Below are 16,935 nucleotides of genomic sequence, written 5' to 3' on the forward strand. Positions count from 1 at the left end.
CCCGAGAACACCAGGAAGCACAGGAGGCCAATCCACCCGAGCTCCCCGATGACGTCGAGGAAGATGTTGTGCGCCACGTAGGCGCGGTGCGCCTCCGGCGGCGCGTACTGGAACCACGCGTAGCGGAAGCCGCCCGCGCCCACGCCCAGGAGCGGCTTGTCCAGGCTCATGCGGCTGGCGACCTGCCACGCGTACACGCGGCCCATGGCGGACGCGTCCTCGTGGAACGACGTCACCGTCTCATTGCGCTGCCAGAAGCTCTTGGGCGCGAACACCGCCAGGCCCGCGACGAACACGGTGCCCAGCACGATGGCCTGCATGCGGCGCTTCTCGCGGATGGCCCACATGGCCATCGCCACCGACAGGCCAATGAAACCGCCGCGCGAGTGCGACAGCACGATGGCCACCACCGCCAGCACCGCGGACACCGCGCACAGCACGCGGAAGACCCACGGGGTGCTCTTGCGCGCGAGGAACGCCACCGCGAGCGGCACCACCAGCACCATGTTCATGGCCATGTGGTTGGGGTCCGCGTACACGCCGACCCAGCGCGAACGGAAGCCCTCCACCATGTTCTCGCCGACGATGTACCAGTTGATGACGCCAATGGACGTCACGATGGCGCCCACCACCATCGCGCCGCACACCACCGCCAGCCGCTTGGGCGTGGTGATGACGTTGACGAGCGTCAGGTAGATGGCCGTGAGCTTCAAGAGCTCCACGCCCTGGAAGCGCGTCACCTCCGGGTTCACGCTCCACGCCACCGAGCAGAACGCCAGCGACGAGAACGCCAGCAGCGCGATGCCCCGCGCGCCGTCAAAGAAGATGGGCTCCGCCTTGCCAATGCGGCGCATCACCATCAAGCCCGCGCCCAGCCCCGACGTGAGCAGCGCGAGCCGCAGCGGCTCCAGCGCGGGGATCCACTCACCCGGCACCGCGTACATCACCGCCGCGAACCCCGCGAGCATGTAGAAAGCCAGTACGTCGCGACGCTGCCCATCCGCGCCCGGTCCCATGTACCCCACCCCTTCGCTGTCGGTCGCTCGTCCCGTCACACGCGTGCCCCTGGCCGTCTGTTTCTTGCCAGGTGGCAAGATCCAACGGCGAACAGCTAGCGGGCGAGGGGCAAAGCAGCGCGCGTGCCAGGGAATGGCAGCGAAGAAGGCCTGTATCTTCGGGCGGTTGCGGGACCGCCTTGGACCGCCGGGCCGGGCAAGGCTGAAAAAGCTACGGGACCGGCGCGCTCTCCATCGGTAGGACCGCGGAGGCGATCAGGTCCAAACGCCCCTCGCGCAGCCACGCCGGGCCCAGCTCCGACAAAAGCCGCGCCAGCGTGGAGTTCACCACCCGACGCAGCTCCTCACGCGCGCCTTCCGGCACCGCGGGGGACAGCGCCGCCACCGCGCGCTCCGCCGCGCTCGCCCGCAGGCGCGGGGCGTCCGGCGTGCCCTCGAAGAGGCGCTGGCCCAGCTCCACCGTGCGCCCCAACGGCACGGGCCGCACGTCCACGCGCTCCTCCAGCACGGCCATGGACACGCCCGCCGCCCACAGCCGCTCCACGCCCAGCACATCCAGCGACACGCCGAAGCGCGCCAGCACCGTGCGCGCCGAGTCCTCGGTGCCGCCCAGCAGCGCGCCCAGCGCCGCCACCTGCGCCTCGGCCCGCGCGAGCAGCACCTCCGAGCCGGCCACCTCGCGCAGCGAACGGAACGGCACGGCCTCCGCGCCGGGGACGCGCAGCGCCCGCCGGGGACGCTTGCGCCGGAGGGCCTCCAGCGCGGCGGCCTCCTCCGGGAGCACCAGCGGCACGTCGTCCAGCTTCACGAAGGGCACCTTGAAGAGCCGGTCCGCGCGGTACTTGAGCTGGAGCGTCAGCGTGAAGCCCACCTGGAAGACGCGGCGCAGGGGCGTGTCGCGCAGCACCTCCGGCGCCTTCGCGGGGTCGCCGCCCGTCAGGTGTTCCAGGCCCAGCGACAGGTAGTCGCGCACCCACTCGCCCACGCGGCGCACGGCGTCCAGGTCGCCCGGGTCGCCCAGCTCCGCGACGAGGACGGCGTTGGCCACCTCGCGCAGCTCGTCCTCAGCGTTCATCCGCTCCACGTCGGACAGGTCCCGGAAGGCGGCCTCCAGGTAGTCCACGTGGCCGCCCGTGGCGGTGAGCGCCGGCGTCCCGGGCCCCGAGGGGCGCGGCGGCACGTCCACGCGGCTGAAGAGCGCCAGGGCGTCCTCCAGCGTGGGGAAGCCCAGGTCGGCCAGGCGCGCGCGGCGGAACTGGAACGCGGTCTCCTCCAATTCGGAGGGAATCTCCCAGCGCACGGCTTCAAAGAGGCGCACCGCTTCGAAGGGGTTCTCCGCGATGAGGTCGTTGACGAGCGCGCGCATGGCGGACATCTCCACGCCCTCCACCTTGATCTCCACCAGGTAGCGGCCCTCCGGGGTCTCCAGCGTCATGCCCTGCGGGTTGACGTCCGGGTTCTCCTCCAGGTCGTGGACGGCGGTGAACTCCTTGAGGAGCGTCTCCACCACCTCCAGGTCCACCGCGTGCACCTTGCGGAGGAAGTCCTCCTGCTCATCCCCGCGCGCGGCGCGCAGCCACGTGAGCACCGCGTGCGGATCCAGCTTGTCCTTCGCCCAGCCACCCAGGTCCACGAAGGTGCGGAACTGCGCGGGCGACGCCAGCTGCACGAGCTCCGTCGAGTCCGCCAGCCCCACCTCCTGGATGGTGACGTAGAGGTCCTCCGCGGGCAGCGAGCGCACCAGCGCGGCCGTGTCCTCCGCGTCGAAGAGCGCCGCCACCCGCTGGCGCGGGGACAGGCGCATCAACCGCTGACGCTCCTCGCGGGGCGCGAGGAGCGAACCACCACCATTCGTCTTGCCGTTCTGGGACACGCCGGGGGTGCTACCACAGCGCGCACGGCCCCGGCAGCCTCAGACGCGGGTGGCCTTGCCGAAGGTGTCCAGCAGCGTGCCCCAGACCTCCTCCACGCCCATCTTCTCCGTGGAGGAGAACGGGATGACCGCCTCGCGGGGCAGTTCCAGCTGCTCGGCCAGCTTGTGCAGGCGGGGCTTGCGCTGCGCCTTCGTCAGCCGGTCCACCTTGGTGGCCACGACGAGGATGCGGCGGTTGTGCTCCTGGAGGTAGTCCAGCGTCTGCATGTCCTCCGGAGTGGGCCCGATTTCCGCGTCGATGATGCTCACCACCACCTCCAACCGGTGCCGGTTCTTGAGGTAGGTGGTGATCATCTCCTGCCACTGGGCCTTGTCCGTCTTGCTCGCCTTGGCGAAGCCGTAGCCGGGCAGGTCCGCCAGCCGCACCGTGTGGCGCACGCCGTCGCGGTCCAGGTCCACGTCGAAGAAGTTGAGCGTGCGGGTGCGCCCAGGCGTGTTGGACACGCGCACCAGCTTCCGCCGGTTCGTCAGGGCGTTGATCATGGACGACTTGCCGACGTTGGAGCGGCCGACGAAGGCCACCTCCGCGCCGTGGTCCGTGGGCAGCCCCTTGAGCTCCACGGCGGTGGTGACGAAGCGGGAGTCGAGGATCTTGATCAAGCGGGGGTCACTTACTTCTTCGCCGTGGCGGGAGCCGGCGTGGAGGGGGCCGCGTCCGCGCGGGTCTGCTTGCGGGCGCGCTCGGCGGACCAGTGGTCGATGGCCTTCAGCGCTTCCTTGAAGTCGAAAGGGCGCAGGGACGGCGAGGAGGCGTCATGGCAGGTGCGGCACTGCTTCTCCGACGGGTCCACCAGCCCCACCAGCCGCGCCAGCTCCGGGTCCTTCATCACGTAGGACGGCGAGTAGTACTGCCCGCCGCCGTGGCACGTCTCGCAGGTGACGGCCGACAGCTGCTGCTCCGCCTGGTCCGGCGCGTGGCAGGACAGGCAGCGCGCGTCCTTCTTCTGCCCTTCCGCCAGCGTCTCGGTCGCACGGGCGTGCTTGGACTTCATCCACGCGTCGTACGCCTCCGGGTGGCAGCCCTTGCAGCTGTCGGGGCCCGTGAAGTCCGCGGCGCCGGCGAGGCCGCCGCACACGGCGAGCAGGAGGGCGGAAAAGACCCGGAAGGCACGAGAAGACATGCCTTGAGCACGTAGCAGAGGCCCCCGGAGGGGGCAAGGCGTCTCGTTCGTGATTGAATACCGGGTGGACAGGTGCGTGGTTTGAGGTAACGGACCTTGAGGCGCGCCTGCCTGATCCGCTAGGGAGGAGTCGAGATGCGGACCCCCGTGATTGCCGTCCTGTTCGCCGTTGCCGTCGTTGTCGTCTCCCTGCCTGCCGCCGCCAAGCCGTGGCAGACCATCGAACCCGGGTCCTCCAAGAAGGAGGACGTGGTGAAGAAGTTCGGGGAGCCGTCCCGGACCATGAGCCAGGAGGGCAAGGAGATCCTGGCCTACTTCGCCAAGGAGGCCATCAAGGGCACCACCCAGGCCCAGTTCAAGGTGGACCCGGCCACCCAGCTGGTGGAGCGCATCGACGTGTTCCCCGCCCCCGTCATCGAGAAGGACACCATCGAGAACAGCTACGGCCCCGCCTGCCCGGCTGGCGCCATGCCCGCCACGCCCTGCTATCTGCGCAAGCTCACGGACGACTTCCGCACCTACTTCCTCTACGTGAAGCTGGGCGTGGCCATCTTCTTCAACGAGGACGGCAAGACGGTGCAGTCCTTCGTCTTCACCACGCCCAAGGCCGCGAAGTAGCCCGTGCACGTCTTCGGCCTGACGGGCGGCATCGCCTCCGGCAAGAGCACGGTGAGCCGGATGCTGCGGGAGCTGGGTGCGCGCGTGCTGGACGCGGACGTGCTCGCCCGTGAGGCCGTGGAGCCCGGCACGCCGGGCCTGAGGCGCATCGACGAGCGCTTCCCCGGCGTGGTGGGCCCCGACGGCCGCCTGGACCGGGTGAAGCTGGGCGCGCACATCTTCGCGGACCCGCAGGAACGCGCCGCCCTCAACGCCATCGTGCACCCGGAGGTGCGCGCCCTCTTCCTCCAGAAGCTCCAGGCGCTGGAGGCGGAAGGGGTCACCCACGCCGTCTACGACGTGCCGCTGCTGATTGAAACGGGGCTGCACACCGCGATGGAGGGCGTGGCCGTGGTGTGGGTGCCCCGCGAGGTGCAGAAGGCGCGGCTGATGGCGCGCGACGGGTTGGACGCGGCCCAGGCGGAGGCGCGGCTCCAGGCGCAGATGGCCCTGGACGACAAGCGCGCGCACGCGACGTGGGTCATCGATAACAGCGGCGCGCCGGACGCCACCCGCCCCCAGGTGGAGGCCGTGTGGCGGGCGATGCTCGCGCACGGCTGACGGGCGGTTATGCTGCGCCGCGCATGAGTGAGACGTCCACGACGCGGAACAAGCCAGGCACCTACTTCATCACCGGCTACCCCGGGTTCATCGGCAAGCGGCTGGTGGAGCACATCGCGCGGGAGGACCCGGAAGGGCACATCTACGCGCTCGTGCAGCCCAAGGCCTTCAAGGAGGCGCAGGCGCTCGCGGCAAAGGTGCAGGGCGCGCGCGTGGAGCTGCTCACCGGTGACGCGGTGGACATGCACCTGGGCCTGTCCGGCGAGGAGTACCAGCGCCTGTGCGAACGGGTGACGGACATCTTCCACCTGGCCGCCGTCTCCCAGCTGGGCGTGCCCAAGGAGACCGCGTGGCGGGTGAACGTGGACGGCACGCGCAACCTGCTGGAGCTGGCGCGCGACTGCGAGAACCTCTCCCGCTTCAACTACTTCTCCACCTGCTACGTGTCTGGCGACCGCGTAGGCGTCATCGCCGAGGACGAGCTGGACCGGGGCCAGTCCTTCCGCAACGCCTACGAGGAGACGAAGTTCCAGGCGGAGCGGCTGGTGCAGCGCGCGGCGGCCACCCTCCCCGTCACCATCTTCCGCCCGTCCAGCGTGGTGGGTGACTCGCGCACGGGGGAGATTGATCGCTTCGAGGGCCCCTACTACCTGGGCATCCTGCTCGTCACGTCCCCGCTGGTGGTGCCGCTGCCCCTGCCGGGCAACGGTGTCGCGCCGCTCAACGTCGTCCCGGTGGACTTCGTGGTGCAGGCCGTGTGGCGGCTGTCCCGGGACGCGCGCGCGAAGGGGCGCACCTTCCACCTGGTGGACCCCAACCCCATGAGCGCGCGGCGCGTGTACGAGCTGATCGCGGAGAAGGCCCACAAGCGGCTGCCGCGCTTCAACCTGTCCGCGCGCGCCGCGGACGTGATGCTGCGGCTGCCCGTGCTGGAGAAGCTGGCCCGGCCCCAGCGCGCCGCCATCAGCTACGTGAACCACCTGGCCATCTACAACTGCCACAACACGCTGGAGCTGCTCGACGGCACCGGCGTGCGCTGCCCGCCGCTGTCGTCGTACCTGGATCAGCTCGTCGCCTACGTGCGCGAACAGTACAAGCAGCGCAAGGAGGGCGCGGAGGTGGAGGATCCGCTCGACCACGGACCACTGCCTTCGCCGGATGAAGTGACGGCGCCCCGCTCGCGGCGCTGAGCAGGATTGAAACCGGGATGCAAGGTGCGGCGCGGCGTCCACCGCGCGCCAGCGCCCGCCCGGCTGCTACGGCTTATTCCAGACTGCCAATTGTTACTGGATTGCTAACGCAAAGATGAGGGGCCCCCCTCTTTCCAACGAAACAGTGTCCTGGTTAGCATGCGCTCCCACTGAATCTGGCGCGGTGAACATCACCGAGGCCGGAAGAGTGGGTTGGAGAGCAGCGCTTGCCGGTGATCGTTGACAGCCAATTCGAGTGGGCCGCCCCGGGTTCGGGTGTGGCGTTCCGGCTGTCCGGCCTGCCCAGGCGCTTCGCACCCGCGCTGTTCGCGTCCCACGACAAGTCTTTTCACGCTGTCTCCCGCCCTCGCGTTGTCCATGCGACCTCTGGCGTTGGGACGCGTTCCCTATCGGGCTGTTGTCCACCCACGGTCCGCCATCCGTAGCGGGAGACCCGCCGCCCCTGGCGGTCCTCTCCTCATGAAGTCGTCGTCTCTCGCAGTCCCCTCGTCCGGTAGTTCATTACCCCCAAGAAGGAAGGCGCATGCGTCTCAGGGAAAAGCTGTTGACCAGCCTGCTGCTGGTGCCCATCGCGGGTACCAGTGCGTGGGCCAAGGAGCGGTCGAATTACGACGCGTTCCTGGAGCAGCGGGATTCCCGCTCGCTCGCCGTGGATTCGAACACGGCGGTGTCCCGCGGACTTCGCATCGAGCAGACCGAGCAGCGGCTCGGCGTGCCCACGTTCGCGTGGGCGACGCAGGACGGTGCGCAGTCCAAGTCCGTCATCCGCTCCGGCATGACGGCGGAAGGCGCGGCGCGCGCGCACCTGCAGGCCGTGGCGGACAGCTATCGCCTCACGCGTGATGACGTCGCGGGCGCCAGCCTGCGCTCCATGCACAACACCGGCAAGGGCGCCATCATCGCGACCTTCAACCAGTCGGTGGGCGGCATCCCGGTCTTCCGCAATGAGATCAAGGTCGTCATGGGCCAGGACCTGCGCCTGGTGGCCGTGAGCGGCTACCTGGCCCCGTCCGAGCTCGCGCTCACCGCGCGCGCCAAGGCGCGTGGCGGCTTCAACCTGGGCGCCGCGGACGCGGTGTCCGGCGCGTTCAAGGACCTGACGGGCTCCGGCACGCAGGCCACCTCGTTCATCAACGCGGGCACGAAGGGTGACTACACCTTCTTCGAACTGGCCCCGTCCGCGAAGTCCGCGCTGCCGCAGGACCTGGCCGTCCCGGCCCGCGCCCGGCAGGTGTTCTTCATGCTGGCCGGCAACCTGGAGCCGGCCTGGTACGTGGAAGTGAACGCCGGCCCCAAGGCCGCGCGCTCCAGCCAGTACTTCGCCTACGTGGTGTCCGCGGCCACCGGCGCGGTCCTCTTCCGCAACGACCTGACGGCGGACGCGGGCACGGCCTTCACGTACAAGGTCTGGGCGGACCAGGCTTCTCCGTTCATCCCGGAGGACGGTCCCCAGGGCAACGACGCGACCCCGCACCCCACGGGCACGCCGAACGGCTACCAGGCCCCGCTGAACCGCCCGGCGCACGACATCACCCTGGCCAACAGCCCCTACACCAAGAACGACCCCTGGCTGCCGGCCAACGCCACGCAGACCACGGGTAACAACGTGGACGCGTACGCGGACCTGGCCTCGCCGGACGGCTTCCAGCCGGGCAGCGCTGACATCCGCGCGGAGACGACGAGCGACAACACCTTCGCGTACGTCTACGACACGACCAAGGCCCCGGGCTCCAGCCCCCAGCAGATCAAGGCCTCGGTGGTGAACCTGTTCTACGTGAACAACTTCCTGCACGACTGGTTCTACGACTCCGGCTTCGACGAGGCCGCGGGCAACGCCCAGTCGTTCAACTTCGGCCGTGGTGGCGTGGAAGGCGACCCCCTCCAGGCCCAGGCGCAGGACTACGGCGGCCGCAACAACGCGAACATGAGCACGCCGGCGGACGGTGCGTCCCCGCGCATGCAGATGTACGTTTTCGACGGCACCCCCGAGCTGTCCGTCACCGCCCCCGCGTCGCTGGCCGGCGTCTACGAGGCCTCGTCCGCGAGCTTCGGCAGCCAGGCCTATGACCTGACGGGCGACATCCAGAACGCCCCCGCCGCCAACCTGAACGGCTGCGTCGCGTTCGACGCGGGCTTCTTCACCGGGAAGATCGCGCTCATCGACCGCGGCGCGTGCGACTTCAACGTCAAGGCGAACAACGCGCAGAAGGCGGGCGCGATCGCCACGGTCATCGTCAACAGCGTGGCGGGCAGCCCCATCTCCATGGGCGGCACGAACGCCGCGGTCAACACCCCGGCCCTGATGATCACCCAGGCGGCGGGCGCCGCGTGGCGGACGGAGCTGGCCAATGGCCCGCTGACCGTGAAGTTCCTGCGCGCTCCGGACCAGGACCGCGACGGCACGCTCGACAACGGCATCATCGCCCACGAGTGGGGTCACTACATCAGCAACCGCCTCGTCGGTAACGCCGCGGGCCTGAGCAACAACCAGGGCCGCTCCATGGGCGAGGGCTGGGGCGACTTCCACGCGATGCTGATGCAGGTGCGTGAGGCGGACCGCACCAAGCCCGGCAACAGCAACTTCCAGGGCGTCTACAGCACCGCGGGCTACGTCACCAGCGGTGGCAAGAACCAGGGCTACTACTACGGCATCCGCCGCCTGCCCTACTCCACGAACACCGCCAAGAACGGCTACACGTTCAAGCACATCTCCAACTTCGTCGCCCTGCCCGGCGAGCTGGCCGCGTCGAACCCGGCCATCAACAGCGAGGTCCACAACGCCGGTGAGGTGTGGGCCACGGCGCTGTGGGAGTGCTACGCGAGCCTGCTGAACGCGCACCCGTTCCAGGAGGCGCAGGACCGCATGAAGCGGTACCTCATCGCCGGCTACAAGGCGACGCCGAACGCGCCTACCTTCACGGAAGCGCGTGACGCGGTGCTGGCCGTCGCTCAGGCGAGCGACCCGGCGGACTACCAGCGCTTCGTGGCGGCCTTCGCCAAGCGCGGCATGGGCTTCGGTGCCAAGTCGCCGGACCGCAACGCGTTCGACCACATCGGCGTGGTGGAGAGCTTCGCCACGGGCGGCAACCTGGAGGTCACCAGCATCACGCTGACCGACAACGCGGGCGGCTGCGACCAGGACGGCATCCTGGACGTCGGCGAGCAGGGTCAGCTGAAGATCACCGTGCGCAACGTGGGCGGCAACGGGCTGAGCGCCTTCTCCGGCACCGTCAGCACCAGCAGCACCACGGCCAGCCTGCAGTTCCCGAACGGCACCACGGTCAACGTCCCCGCGCTGTCGCGCGGCGCGCAGGCCACCGTCACGCTGCCCGTCAACGTCATCGCGGTGTCCGGCGCGCCCGCGCGCGCTGGCCTGAAGGTCGTCTTCGACTCCAACGAGATCCCGGCGGCGGCGAAGACCGTGACGTTCGACCCCCGCGTCAACTACGACGACGTGGCGGCCACCAGCAACACGGAGACCTTCGAGTCGGGTCTCAAGGGCTGGACGCTGTCGGACACCCTGTCGGCGTCGGGTGACTTCACGCTCGAGGGCCCGGTGGAGAACCGCTACGCGCACGGCACGGATCCGTCCGTCGCGACGGAGATCACCCTCACCAGCCCCTGGATGTCGGTGGACGAGGCGGCTGACTTCACCATCAGCTACAACTACCGCCACTCCTTCGAGTACGACTACTCCTCGGGCGGCGCCTACGACGGCGCGGTGCTGGAGTTCACGGTCGACGGCATCGACTGGATCGACCCCTGGGACCTGTACCCGGTGGTGGACGCGGATCCGGGCTACACGGCCTACATCGAGGCGGGCGGTCTGAACCCCCTCGAGGACCGCGCCGCGATGGCGCTGACGAGCGCGGGCTTCCCGGCCTTCACCTCCGCGAGCATCAACTTCGCGGACTTCTTCCCCAGCCTGGGCCTGAAGAACGTCCGCTTCCGCTTCCGCGTCGCCGGTGACGTGGGCGTGGGCGGTTACGGCCTGGACGTGGACAACGTGCAGTTCACGGGCGCCAACCCGGTGTTCGCGGGCCAGCCGGAGCAGCCGGCCTCCTCGGGCACGTGCAACCTGCGCCCGGTGGCCAACGCGGGCCAGTCCCGCGTGGGCACGGGGGCCATCAAGGAAGGCACCCTCGTCAATGGCGTGCTGACGCGCGCCACCGTCACCCTGAACGGCACGGGCAGCTTCGACCCGGATGCCGCCGCGGGCGACGCGCTCACCTACAACTGGACGCAGGTCGGTGGCGCCACCCCGGTCACGCTGACCAACGCGGACACCGCGGCGCCGAGCTTCGTGGCGGACGTGGACTACGACGACGTCCTCTCCTTCCAGCTCGTCGTCACCGACGCGACGGGCAAGGCGAGCGAGCCGAAGACGGTGGACATCGAGCTGCTCAACGTGAACCAGACGCCGGTCGCCGCGGCCACCGCGCCGGCCACGGTCAACGAGCGTGACATCACGCCCGTGACCCTGGACGCTTCCGCCTCCACGGATCCGGATGCGACCGACGCGCTCGGCCTGACGTACGCCTGGGTGCAGACGGGCGGGACGCCCAAGGTCACGCTGACCAACGCCAACAAGGCGAAGGCCACGTTCCTGGCGCCGGAAGTGACGGCGGACGCGCAGCTGACCTTCACGGTCACCGTGACGGACAGCAGCGCCGCGAAGTCCTCGAAGGCTGTCTCCGTGACGGTGAAGAACGTGGACCGCGCTCCGGTGGCCAACGCCGGCGCGGACTTCGCGGTCGACACCCGCACGCCGTCGGCCCTCAGCGGCAGCGGCACGGACGCGGATGGCGACGCCGTGACGCTGGCCTGGGAGCAGGTCTCCGGTCCCGCGGTGGTCCTCACGGGCGCGAACACGGCCACGCCGACGTTCACGTCCCCGGACGTCGAGTTCAACACCGACCTCGTCTTCAAGCTGACCGCCACGGCGAACGGCCAGTCCTCCTCCGACACCGTCACGGTGACGGTGAAGGGTGTGGACCGTGCTCCGACGGCCAACGCTGGCGCGGACATCACCGTGGATGAGCGGGCGGCGGTGTCGCTGGCAGGCTCTGGCGAGGACGCGGATGGTGACGCCCTCAGCTACCAGTGGGAGCAGATCGCGGGCACGCAGGTGCAGCTGACGGGTGCCACGACGGCCACGCTGGCCTTCACGGCTCCGGAAATCACGGCCACCACCACGCTCATCTTCAAGCTCACGGTGACGGCGAACGGCAAGTCCGCCACGGACACCGTCTCCGTGACGGTGAACACCGTGGACCGCGCTCCGGTGGCCAACGCCGGCGCGGACTTCACGGTCGACACCCGCAAGCAGTCGGCCCTCAGCGGCAGTGGCACGGACGCGGATGGCGACGCCGTGACGCTGGCGTGGGAGCAGGTCTCCGGTCCCGCGGTGATTCTCACGGGCGCGAACACGGCCACGCCGACGTTCGTGTCCCCGGACGTCGAGGCCACCACCGACCTCGTCTTCAAGCTGACCGCCACGGCGAACGGCCAGTCCTCCTCCGACACCGTCACGGTGACGGTGAAGGGCGTGGACCGCGCTCCGGTGGCCAACGCCGGCGCGGACATCACCGCGAATGAGCGGACGGCGGTGTCGCTGGCGGGCACCGGGACGGATGCCGAGGGTGACGCCCTCAGCTACCAGTGGGAGCAGATCGCGGGCACGCAGGTGCAGCTGACGGGTGACACGACGACCACGCCGTCCTTCACGGCGCCGGACGTCACGGCCACCACCACGCTCACCTTCCAGCTCACGGTGACGGCGAACGGCAAGTCCTCCACGGACACCGTCAACGTCACGGTGAACAACGTGGACCGCGCTCCGGTGGCCAACGCCGGCGCGGACTTCGAGGCGGGCGCTCGCGACACGGTGACGCTGCACGGCTCGGGCTCGGATGTGGACGGCGACGCGCTGTCCTACTTCTGGACGCAGACGGGCGGCGAGGCGGTGACGCTGAACAATGCCGATTCCGCCTCCGCGACCTTCATGGCGCCTGACGTGAAGACCCCCACGGAGCTCACCTTCAAGCTCACGGTGACGGCGAACGGCGTGTCCACGTCGGACCTGGTCAACGTCACGGTGCGCAAGATGAACCGTCACCCGGTGGGCCAGGCTCCGGCCGCCATCACGGTGAACGAGGGTGAAGCGGTGGAGCTGGACGCTTCCGGCATCACGGATCCGGACGGTGACGCGCTCACCTTCACCTGGACCCAGGTCGGTGGCGCCACGGTGAGCACCACGGGTGCCGGCACCGCGAAGCTGACGTTTGCCGCGCCGCAGGTCCAGGCCGACACGGCCCTGGCCTTCAGCCTGACCGTGACGGACTCCGACGGCGCCGCCTCCGGCCCGTTCGTCTACACGGTCAACGTGAAGCAGGTGAACCAGGCGCCGGTCGCCAAGGTCCGGGTCATCTCGGGCGTGCGCGGCGGTGAGCTGGTGAAGATTGACGCCTCCACGTCCACGGATCCGGACAACGAGACGCTGACCTACACCTGGCAGCAGACGGGTGGCCCGTCCGTGACGCTGTCCGGCGCGAACGCCGCCGAGGCCAGCTTCACCCCGCCCGCGAAGAAGACGCTGGAGAACTACACCTTCAAGGTGACGGTGACGGATGCGGCCGGTGCCACCAGCACCGCCGACATCACGGTCAGCGTGCCGAAGGCGGACGACGACGGCGGCGGCTGCTCCTCCACGGGCGGCACGGCGGGCAGCATGGCGCCGCTGATGGCGCTGTTCGCGGCGATGGCGCTCTCGCGCCGTCGCAAGGCGTAAGCCGGCGCTTCATCCTGAAGCCCTGAAGTGACGGGGGGCGGTCCTCACGCGAGTGGGGGCTGCCCCCTTCTTCATTTCCGGCGCGGTGCCCGGGCCGGGGGATGCGGTAGGCTCGCGCGCCTCATGGCACGCACGTTCCAGGTGGGAGACACCTTCACCCACGTCCGCCAATGCGACCGGCTGCGGCCGGTGTATTACGCGGGCGCTTCCGGGGACTACAACCCCATCCACATCGACCCGGAGGTGGGGAGGCTCGCCGGCTTCAACGGTGTCATCCTCCAGGGGCTCTGCACGCTGGGCTGGGCCGTGGAGGCCGTGGCCGTCTTCGTGGGCGACCCCGGCCTGGTGCGCCGCGTGAGGGTGCGCTTCTCCCGCCCGGTGCTCCCCGAGGACACCGTCACCTTCCAGGGCCGCGTCACCGCCGTCGCGGACGGCCGGTTGACGACGGAAGTCACCGCCACCAACCAGCGCGGCGAGCCCGTCCTCCGGGGCGCCGTCGTCGAAACCCAGCTCGGATAGCCATGGCCCTGGACCCCCAGTTCGTCGGCCGTGCCTACGGCCCCTTCACCTATGAGATTGGCCGGGAGAAGCTGCGCGAGTTCTCCCTCATCCTCGGCGGCTCCGTGCCCTCCGCGGGCACCTTCGGCGAGCCCCCCGCGCACGTGAGCCCCCTGCTCTACTCGCAGGAGGCGGCGCAGGCCGGCCCGTACGGCGACGTCATCGCCTTCCCCAGCTTCGCGGTGGTGTTCGCCATCCGCCCCTTCAGCGCCGCCATCGCGGACCCGGAGCTGGGCGTGGACCGCGTGCGGCTGGTGCACGGCGAGCAGGAGCTGGAGTTCCTGGGCGTGATGCGCCCCGGGGACGTGCTCACCACCACGGGCCACATCTCGGAGCTGTACCGCAAGGCCGGGATGGACTTCCTCGTCGTCACCACGGAGACGCGCAACGCGAAAGGCGAGACCGTGGTGCGCGGCGTGTGGACGGCCGTCATCCGCCCCGCGTGACGAAGGCGCGTGCTACTCGCCGGGGGCGATGATGCCCTCGTCGAGCAGCTGCGCGAGGATGCGCGCGGTGTCCAGGCGCGACATGCCCGACAGCGCGAAGAGGTCGTCGAAGCTCACCGCGCCGTCAATCTGCGCCAGCACGAAGCCCGCGCGGTGGTCCAGGTTGAGCCAGATGATGTCGTCCGGCTGCAACCGCACGCGAGGCATGCGGTTCAGGTCCCCCAGCCGGGCCTCCAGCATGGACACCAGGATGCGCTCGCTGCGGTCTCGCAGCGCCTCCACGCGCGGGTTCTCCGGCGCCAGGGACTGCGCCCGGCGCAAGAGCTCCACCGCGCCGGAGTGATCATCCAGCGCCAGCAGGTCCTCCGCGCCCCGCAGCAGGCTCTCCACCTCCGACCCTTCCGGCAGTCCCCCCGCCGGCGTGAAGGTGTCCGGCAGCCCGAACTCCTGCGTGCGGTGCGCCTCCGCGATGAGGTCCAACGCGTCGCCGGGCATCCCCGTGCCCTCGGGCAGGCTCACGGATTCACGCAAGGGGGCCTCCACGGGGCCCGGCGCGGAAGGGCCCGCCCAGGCGCCCCAGTCCGCCTCCAGGTCGGGAGCCGCCAGGTTCCACCCGGTGTCCGCGCCCTGCTCCGGCCCGCCGTCCCGCCCCAGCAGCCGGCGCGCGCGCGCGTTGCCCGGGTCCAGCTCCAGGGCCCGGGCGAAGAGCTTCTCCGCGCCGGCCATGTCGCCACTCAGTCGCAACAGCAACCCGGCTTCGACCAACGCCTTGGCCCGGAGCGCGTTCATGGGCTACCTCCCCGGCGTTCCGCGCGGGCCGGCCGAGCGCAACAGCGGCAGGCTCTGGGCCAGGGCCTCGCAGGCCCGGGTGAGCGCGCCCACATCCTCCACGCCGCGCGCCTGGCGCGCCTGGTCCAGGGCGGCCTCCGCGCGGGCGACGACATCCGGCGGCAGGCCTCCGGCGCCGGGCATGAGCCGCACGCGGGAGAGCGCGTCCACCAGGTCGCGGGCCAGGGTGTCCAGCTCCACGCGCTTGGACTTGAGTTCCTCCGTGTTGCGCGCCGCCACCATCCAGTCGCGCTGCTCGTCCATGATGCGGCGCAGCTCGTCCTCGGTGAGGCCGCTGGAGGCAGTGACGGTGATGGACTGGCGCAGGCCCGTGTCACGGTCGCGCGCGGACACCGACACGATGCCCTCCGCGTTGATGTCGAACGTCACCTCGATTTCGACCTGTCCGCGCGGCGCCTCGCGCAGGCCGGTGAGGAGGAACTCGCCCAGCAGCTCGTTGTGGTGCGCGAGCTCGTGCTCTCCCTGGAGCACCATGATCTTCACCGTGCGCTGGAAGTCCTTGGAGGTGGCGAACACCTCCGTGGCGGAGGTGGGCACGGTGGTGTTGCGCGGAATCAGCCGCCGCACGTAGCCGCCCGCGATGGCCACGCCCATGCTCTGCGGCGTGACGTCCAGGAGCAGCAGTTCGCTCTGCTGGCCCACCAGCGCGTGCGCCTGGATGGCGGCGCCCAGGGCCACGACTTCTTCCGCGTGCACGCCCTTGCAGGGCTCGCGGCGGAAGTACTGGCGCACCTGCTCCACGATGCGGGGCATGCGCGACATGCCCCCCACCAGGATGACCTCCTTCAGGTCCGAGGGGCGCACCTTCGCCTCGCCCAGCACTTCCGACGTGATGCCCACCAGGCGCTCGCCCAGGTCCGCGGTGAGGTCCTCCAGCTTCTCGCGGGTGAGCGTGGACTGCAGGTGCAGCGCGGCGCCTCCGCCCGGCGGCGTGCAGATGAAGGGCAGGTGCACCTGCGTCTCCTTCACCGACGACAGCTCCACCTTCGCCTTCTCCGCGGCGTCCTTCAGCCGCTGCAGCGCCATGCGGTCCTTGCGCAGGTCGATGCCGTGCTCCTTGGCGAAGCCGAACACCATCCACTCCATGATGCGGTGGTCCCAGTCCTCGCCGCCGAGGAAGGTGTCCCCGCCGGTGGCCACCACGTCGAAGATGCCGTTGTTGATCTCCAGCACCGACACGTCGAAGGTGCCGCCGCCCAGGTCCAGCACGGCGATCTTCCCGTTCACCGTGCGCCCGAAGCCGTAGGCCAGCGCCGCCGCGGTGGGCTCGTTGATGATGCGCAGCACCTCCAGGCCCGCGATGCGGCCCGCGTCCTTGGTGGCCTGGCGCTGCCCGTCGTTGAAGTAGGCCGGCACGGTGATGACGGCCTGGGTGACGGGGCGGCCGAAGTGCGCCTCCGCGTCCGCCTTCAGCTCCGCGAGAATCATGGCGCTGACCTCCGGGACGGCGAGGTCGCGGCCCGCCAGCCGGACGCGCACGTCGTCGTGCTGGCCGCACACCACCTGGTACGTGAGCGCGCGCAGCGCGTCCTGCACCGGGTGCGAGGAGAACTTGCGGCCGATGAGGCGCTTGGCCGCGGACACCGTCTCCTGCGGGTTGGTGATGGCCTGCCGCTTGGCGATGCCGCCCACCAGCCGCTTGCCGTTCTTCGACACCGCCACCACGGACGGGGTGAGGGGCTGGCCGGTGCGGTTCTTGATGATGATGGGCTGACCGTCCTGCACCGTGGCGACGAGGCTGTTCGTCGTCCCCAGGTCGATGCCAATCAGAGGTTCGGACTCAGCAGCCATGG

The 16,935-nt window shown here is 70.1% G+C and carries 12 protein-coding genes; 6 read left to right on the forward strand and 6 right to left on the reverse strand.

Annotated elements, in window-relative coordinates; translation table 11 throughout:
* The 4 genes from D7W81_RS16120 to D7W81_RS16135 form a co-directional block, all read right to left on the reverse strand.
* Positions 1-1,016: O-antigen ligase family protein (locus D7W81_RS16120; protein ID WP_120556268.1), on the reverse strand; the 1,016-nt coding region annotated here is incomplete at its 3' end.
* A gap of 211 nt (positions 1,017-1,227) precedes the next feature.
* Entirely contained in the window at positions 1,228-2,889 is a 1,662-nt protein-coding gene (locus D7W81_RS16125) for a DUF6178 family protein (protein ID WP_120556269.1), read from the reverse strand.
* Between the two features lie 39 nt (positions 2,890-2,928).
* Positions 2,929-3,549 (reverse strand): ribosome biogenesis GTP-binding protein YihA/YsxC, encoded by a 621-nt coding sequence (yihA, locus tag D7W81_RS16130; protein WP_120556270.1) that lies wholly within the window; start codon positions 3,547-3,549, stop codon positions 2,929-2,931.
* Positions 3,550-3,560: 11 nt separating this feature from the next.
* A complete protein-coding gene (locus D7W81_RS16135; RefSeq protein WP_208721325.1) occupies positions 3,561-4,070 on the reverse strand; it encodes a multiheme c-type cytochrome in 510 nt (169 codons plus the stop codon).
* 135 nt (positions 4,071-4,205) lie between these two features.
* Here D7W81_RS16135 and D7W81_RS16140 point away from each other — a divergent pair, with 135 nt between their 5' ends.
* The 6 genes from D7W81_RS16140 (at position 4,206) to D7W81_RS16165 (ending at position 14,293) form a co-directional block, all read left to right on the forward strand.
* A complete protein-coding gene (locus tag D7W81_RS16140; RefSeq protein ID WP_120556271.1) occupies positions 4,206-4,688 on the forward strand; it encodes a hypothetical protein in 483 nt (160 codons plus the stop codon).
* Between the two features lie 3 nt (positions 4,689-4,691).
* A complete protein-coding gene (gene coaE, locus D7W81_RS16145) occupies positions 4,692-5,288 on the forward strand; it encodes a dephospho-CoA kinase (protein ID WP_120556272.1) in 597 nt (198 codons plus the stop codon).
* Between the two features lie 23 nt (positions 5,289-5,311).
* Positions 5,312-6,478 carry an SDR family oxidoreductase gene (locus D7W81_RS16150; protein WP_208721327.1) on the forward strand — a complete coding sequence of 389 codons (1,167 nt, stop codon included), beginning with the start codon at positions 5,312-5,314 and terminating at the stop codon, positions 6,476-6,478.
* Positions 6,479-7,022: 544 nt separating this feature from the next.
* Positions 7,023-13,289: a myxosortase-dependent M36 family metallopeptidase gene (locus D7W81_RS16155; RefSeq protein WP_120556274.1), complete on the forward strand. Its 6,267-nt coding sequence runs from the start codon at positions 7,023-7,025 to the stop codon at positions 13,287-13,289.
* 123 nt (positions 13,290-13,412) lie between these two features.
* The gene (locus D7W81_RS16160) at positions 13,413-13,808 is read left to right on the forward strand and encodes a MaoC family dehydratase (protein WP_120556275.1); all 396 of its coding nucleotides are present in this window, start codon (positions 13,413-13,415) and stop codon (positions 13,806-13,808) included.
* 2 nt (positions 13,809-13,810) lie between these two features.
* Positions 13,811-14,293 (forward strand): FAS1-like dehydratase domain-containing protein, encoded by a 483-nt coding sequence (locus D7W81_RS16165; RefSeq protein ID WP_120556276.1) that lies wholly within the window; start codon positions 13,811-13,813, stop codon positions 14,291-14,293.
* A gap of 12 nt (positions 14,294-14,305) precedes the next feature.
* On the opposite strand, the gene D7W81_RS44125 is transcribed toward D7W81_RS16165, so the two are convergent.
* Positions 14,306-15,082 (reverse strand): tetratricopeptide repeat protein, encoded by a 777-nt coding sequence (locus tag D7W81_RS44125; RefSeq protein WP_120556277.1) that lies wholly within the window; start codon positions 15,080-15,082, stop codon positions 14,306-14,308.
* A gap of 3 nt (positions 15,083-15,085) precedes the next feature.
* Entirely contained in the window at positions 15,086-16,933 is a 1,848-nt protein-coding gene (gene dnaK / locus D7W81_RS16175; RefSeq protein ID WP_120556278.1) for a molecular chaperone DnaK, read from the reverse strand.
* Positions 16,934-16,935: the final 2 nt, after the last annotated feature.

Source organism: Corallococcus aberystwythensis (assembly GCF_003612165.1).
Classification (GTDB): domain Bacteria; phylum Myxococcota; class Myxococcia; order Myxococcales; family Myxococcaceae; genus Corallococcus; species Corallococcus aberystwythensis.

Bases quoted from the DNA above. Each gene is read 5' to 3' on its own strand.
- D7W81_RS16160 (WP_120556275.1), top strand. From the start codon at position 13,413: ATGGCACGCACGTTCCAGGTGGGAGACACCTTCACCCACGTCCGCCAA.
- D7W81_RS16155 (WP_120556274.1), top strand. From the start codon at position 7,023: ATGCGTCTCAGGGAAAAGCTGTTGACCAGCCTGCTGCTGGTGCCCATC.
- D7W81_RS16150 (WP_208721327.1), top strand. From the start codon at position 5,312: ATGAGTGAGACGTCCACGACGCGGAACAAGCCAGGCACCTACTTCATC.
- D7W81_RS44125 (WP_120556277.1), bottom strand. From the start codon at position 15,082: ATGAACGCGCTCCGGGCCAAGGCGTTGGTCGAAGCCGGGTTGCTGTTG.
- D7W81_RS16140 (WP_120556271.1), top strand. From the start codon at position 4,206: ATGCGGACCCCCGTGATTGCCGTCCTGTTCGCCGTTGCCGTCGTTGTC.
- D7W81_RS16135 (WP_208721325.1), bottom strand. From the start codon at position 4,070: ATGTCTTCTCGTGCCTTCCGGGTCTTTTCCGCCCTCCTGCTCGCCGTG.
- dnaK (WP_120556278.1), bottom strand. From the start codon at position 16,933: ATGGCTGCTGAGTCCGAACCTCTGATTGGCATCGACCTGGGGACGACG.
- D7W81_RS16165 (WP_120556276.1), top strand. From the start codon at position 13,811: ATGGCCCTGGACCCCCAGTTCGTCGGCCGTGCCTACGGCCCCTTCACC.